Origin of the sequence: Mycolicibacterium agri (genome assembly GCF_002553505.1) — a bacterium.
Lineage (GTDB): Bacteria > Actinomycetota > Actinomycetes > Mycobacteriales > Mycobacteriaceae > Mycobacterium > Mycobacterium agri.
Genome location: NZ_PDCP01000171.1, coordinates 1 through 3969, shown reverse-complemented (window position 1 = coordinate 3969; position 3969 = coordinate 1). Strand labels below are relative to the sequence as shown.

Below are 3969 nucleotides of genomic sequence, written 5' to 3'. Positions count from 1 at the left end.
GCACGGCAACTCCAGCCTTCCCCGGGCGGGGCCACTTCGAACCGCCCAGCCGGGGCCAATTCGAGTTGACATAGCCAGTCGCCCTCGGGGACAGGGATGGGAGATATCGAGAACGGCAAGTCTGCCGTGCTGAGGTGGTCGCGTAGGCCCTCCATGAAGGCACGATCGGCGCCGTTTGAACCGGACGCGACGACTGACCGAGGATCTTCGGTCATCGTCAACAGATCCCACCCGCGCTGGAACCAAGGTTGGCTCGGATCCACCAGATGTGACGCAAAGGTGCGTGCAGCCTCGGTCAGACATGCACGGGTCGTAGTGTCTGCAACCATGGCGTGGGTTCGCGACGGGTCGGTGAGGATGTCGCAGGAAACGACGAGCGGCAACCCCACCTGATCGTCGAGCGGCAGGAAGCAGGCGAGGCGACCACGAAGCGGGCACATCGATAGCGCAGTGTCATCAGCGGCAGGGCGACGAGTGCATTGCTGCCTTCGACGATGGCGAAGTCGGCGATACTTCCGTTCTCCTGCAGGCGCAGTCGGCCCTGACGTCGTTCGACCGCGATTGTGGAGGTTTCGCCAACTCGCGTAACAGTCAGCGACTGGACATGACGAAGGAACAGCAGTGCCAGAGGGTTGATCGCCCCGACAACCTGAGTAGAGGCACTCTTCGGGGTAATGACGAAGGTCGCACCTTCGACGACCTGAGACGGCGAGATGCAGCGATAACTGACACGACTCGCCGAGCTACTTTGGCAGGACTTCGGCGTGGTGGGTCGGCGGTGGGGCGTCGATTGCTCTCGGGACAGTCCCGCGGTCGTGGGCGACCCCTGCGGCGCCGATGGCTGCGAAGATGCCGGCGCGCAACGTCGCCCCAAGGGCGGTACTGCGCGGGACCTTGCCCCGCACCAGATCGCCGATTCCCGCTACGGTGTCGGAGATGTCGCAGAGCAGGGCGAGCTGCTGCCAGCGACGGCGGGCGTCGTCCGTGGTCGACAGGTAGCCGAGGCCTAGGGCCATGGCCCGGATCCCGCACACGCGAACGACGTAGTCGAGCTCCGGGGACCGCTCCGCGGCAGCGCCAAAAAATCGTGCTGTGCCGCTCGGGGTGACGCGGCTCGCCGCGCCACCCGCCAAGCGGCCGACGGCCATCGCGAGCAGGCCGGTCTCGACGGCCCTGTCCAGGCCCGTCTGGATCACGTCGCGCGCCTCACTCGTACCCGGACCCGCGCCCGGGCGGTCGGTGGACTGGGTCGTGGCGTCGGTCATGTCTACTCCTCGAACGGTGTGGCCGCGAACGATACTCATCACAGGCTGAGTGGGGCCGCGGATTGGATGTGGGTCAGCTTCTGCGGGTTGCGGTGGGTTCGACGAGCAACGCTGCCACGACGTCGACGGCTGTCAAGCCGCGGCGCTCGCCGATTGGTTGGACGGGCATTGACGGACTACGTGAGATCGATTGTCGGACAGCCGGTTACCACGATTCGATCAGCGGGACATCATGCTCCTGCCGCTGCCATTCCTTGGTGAGGCGACCGAGTCGGTCCGGATTGGCGATGCTGCGCATGCCTGCGATCTTGTCGTCACGGATCTCCAGGATCGTGACACCCAGGACCCAGTCATCGAGCGTGAAGAGCATGGCCGGGCAGCCGTTGACCACCGCGGCATGGATCGAAGGCGAGCCACCGGCGAGTTTGTGTTTGGCCGGAGACGGTTTGAGACCGGCACGCACCGCGCTGGCGATCCGATCCGGGGTCGAGTATCGGATCAGCTTCTCGGCCAGCCCGCCGACACCGTCGGAGGTGCCGGTAGCGTCGTCGGTCAGCAGCGCCACCAGCCGTTCGGTCCGGCCCGAGGAGGCGGCATCGACGAACGCCTCGACGATTCGGCGCGCGGAGGCATGGTCGATGTCAATGCCGTTGCCGGCGGCGGCGATTCGACGCCGGGCTCGGTGGATGTGTTGCTGACTCCTGGCCTCGGTGATGCCGAGAATCTCGGCTATCTCGGCGTGGCTGTACGCAAACGCCTCGCGCAGCACGTAAGCGGCCCGTTCGACCGGCGACAGACGCTCCATGAGCGTCAACACCGCCAGGGTCACCGATTCGCGCTGCTGAACGGTGTCGGCCGGACCCAGCATCGGGTCGCCGTCGAGGAGCGGTTCGGGCATCCAGGCCCCGACCGCGCGTTCGCGCCGCACCTTCGCCGAACGGAGCCGGTCGAGCGCCAGGTTGGTGACGATCTTGGTCAGCCATGCCTCGGGCACATCGACGTACTCCCGGTCGGCGGCCTGCCATCGGAGGAACGCGTCCTGCACCGTGTCCTCGGCGTCGGCCGCCGAGCCGAGCAGACGGTAGGCGAGCGAGGCCAGCCTATTCCGGCTGGCCTCGAAACGCGTCACCGCGGCAGCGTCGATGAGCACGACTCTATCCGGCGACCACGTGAGGCGAGTGCTCTCGGGTGGTGGCCAGGCGGTACTTGTGACTCGCCTTTCCGAGGGTCGGATGGCTCACGCTCCAGGCGGCAATGTCGAGGATCGCAGATTTGACGCGCGCGGCCGTCCGGCCGCGTAGGGCGCCCGGCTTCGATCGTGCGTCCCCGTCGACCAGCTGGAAGATCCCGTCCTTCCGGCCGAGGCTGATGTGGTTGCCGAAATAAGTCAGCGAGGTCGGTGCGATCTTGCGCCCCGTCCGGTCCCCGACGATCGAGGCGATTGCTTGCTTGCTGGTGGGTCCCGCGGAAGCGCAGGACATCGGATACGGAAATCCGTTGTCGCCGATGACGAAAACGCTGTCGCCGGCAACGTAGACATCCGGGTGCGAAACCGACCGCATCTGACGGTCGACCGCTATCTGGCCGTTGGGTACCACCTCGAGGCCGCTGGCGGCGGCAATCGGGTGGACGACGAAGCCGGCGGCCCACACGGTCGCGTCGGAGGCGAAAGCGGTGCCGTCGGCGGCGAAAGCCGCCGCCTCCTCGACGCGCTCGATGGTGGTGTGTTCGTGGACCGTGATACCGAACCGGTCGAAGGCACGCAGCAGGTGACGGCGGGCCTTCGTACCCAGCCAGCCGCCCACGTTACCGCTGGTGGCGAGGCTGACCCGAAGTCCTGGACGGGATTCGGCGATCTCGGTTGCGGCCTCGATCGCGGTCAGGTTGCCACCGACTACCAGCACCTTCCCGTCCTCGCCCAGCTCATCCAGGCGTGCGCGCAGGCGCAGCGCGTTCGGCCGCGTGGCCACGTGGAAGGCGTGCTCGTCGACGCCCGGAACGCCGTGGTCGGCAGCGGTGCTGCCGAGCGCGTAGAGGAGGGTGTCGTATTCGAGCCGGTCGATGCCCTCGCCGTCGACGACTGTGACAGTCCGGTGCTCGGGGTCGACGCTGGTTACCCGCGCCACTCGTAGCCGGATGCCGGTGCCCGCGAACACCTTCGCAAGCGGCCGGCTGCGGAGATCCTGCCCGGCGGCGAGCTGATGCAGGCGCACCCGCTCGACGAAATCGGGTTCGGCGTTGACCACGGTGATCTCGAAGTCGTCGGAATGGAGTTGGCGGGCCAGGTATCCGGCGGAGAAGGCTCCGGCGTACCCGGCCCCGAGGACGACGATGCGGTGCTTCATGGTTCGCTCCTGTCTGGTTCGCATGCTCCCTGAACGAGACCGCACCCGAATTCCTGACAGCATGAACCAGTGACGTGGATCACCCCGAGCCTCGCTCAGCAGACGAACTCCATTTCCGACCACGCTAGCCCGAGCAGGTTCTCGACCTCATGATTAGTTGCGCTCACGAACCGCGCAAAATGCTTGCCACACACCGCACACCAGTAGCACGGGAACCCCAGCGCGGTTCCACGAATGCCAGATGCTTTGAGCCAGGACACCAAGGCGCCAAAGGCCATAACCTGTCGCTTGCCAGGGTGATGGGACCACCTGATTGCCAGGGGGATGGGACCACCGTGGCGCGTTACTGAGGATGCTTG

General features: G+C 66.4%; 4 protein-coding genes. All 4 read right to left on the bottom strand.

Annotation, left to right across the window (positions count from 1 at the left end; translation table 11 throughout):
- Positions 1–440 (bottom strand): hypothetical protein (locus CQY20_RS35310; RefSeq protein ID WP_207767370.1); only part of this gene is annotated, 440 nt, incomplete at its 3' end.
- 303 nt (positions 441–743) lie between these two features.
- On the bottom strand, positions 744–1265 hold the full coding sequence (locus CQY20_RS33320; protein WP_097945550.1) for a hypothetical protein: 522 nt from the start codon (positions 1263–1265) through the stop codon (positions 744–746).
- Positions 1266–1470: 205 nt separating this feature from the next.
- Positions 1471–2415: a sigma-70 family RNA polymerase sigma factor gene (locus tag CQY20_RS33315; RefSeq protein ID WP_234816538.1), complete on the bottom strand. Its 945-nt coding sequence runs from the start codon at positions 2413–2415 to the stop codon at positions 1471–1473.
- Positions 2416–2419: 4 nt separating this feature from the next.
- On the bottom strand, positions 2420–3610 hold the full coding sequence (locus tag CQY20_RS33310) for an NAD(P)/FAD-dependent oxidoreductase (protein WP_097945547.1): 1191 nt from the start codon (positions 3608–3610) through the stop codon (positions 2420–2422).
- Between the last annotated feature and the right edge of the window lie 359 nt (positions 3611–3969).

Coding starts and splice junctions, on each gene's coding strand:
- CQY20_RS33320 (WP_097945550.1), bottom strand. CDS start 1,265: ATGACCGACGCCACGACCCAGTCCACCGACCGCCCGGGCGCGGGTCCG.
- CQY20_RS33310 (WP_097945547.1), bottom strand. CDS start 3,610: ATGAAGCACCGCATCGTCGTCCTCGGGGCCGGGTACGCCGGAGCCTTC.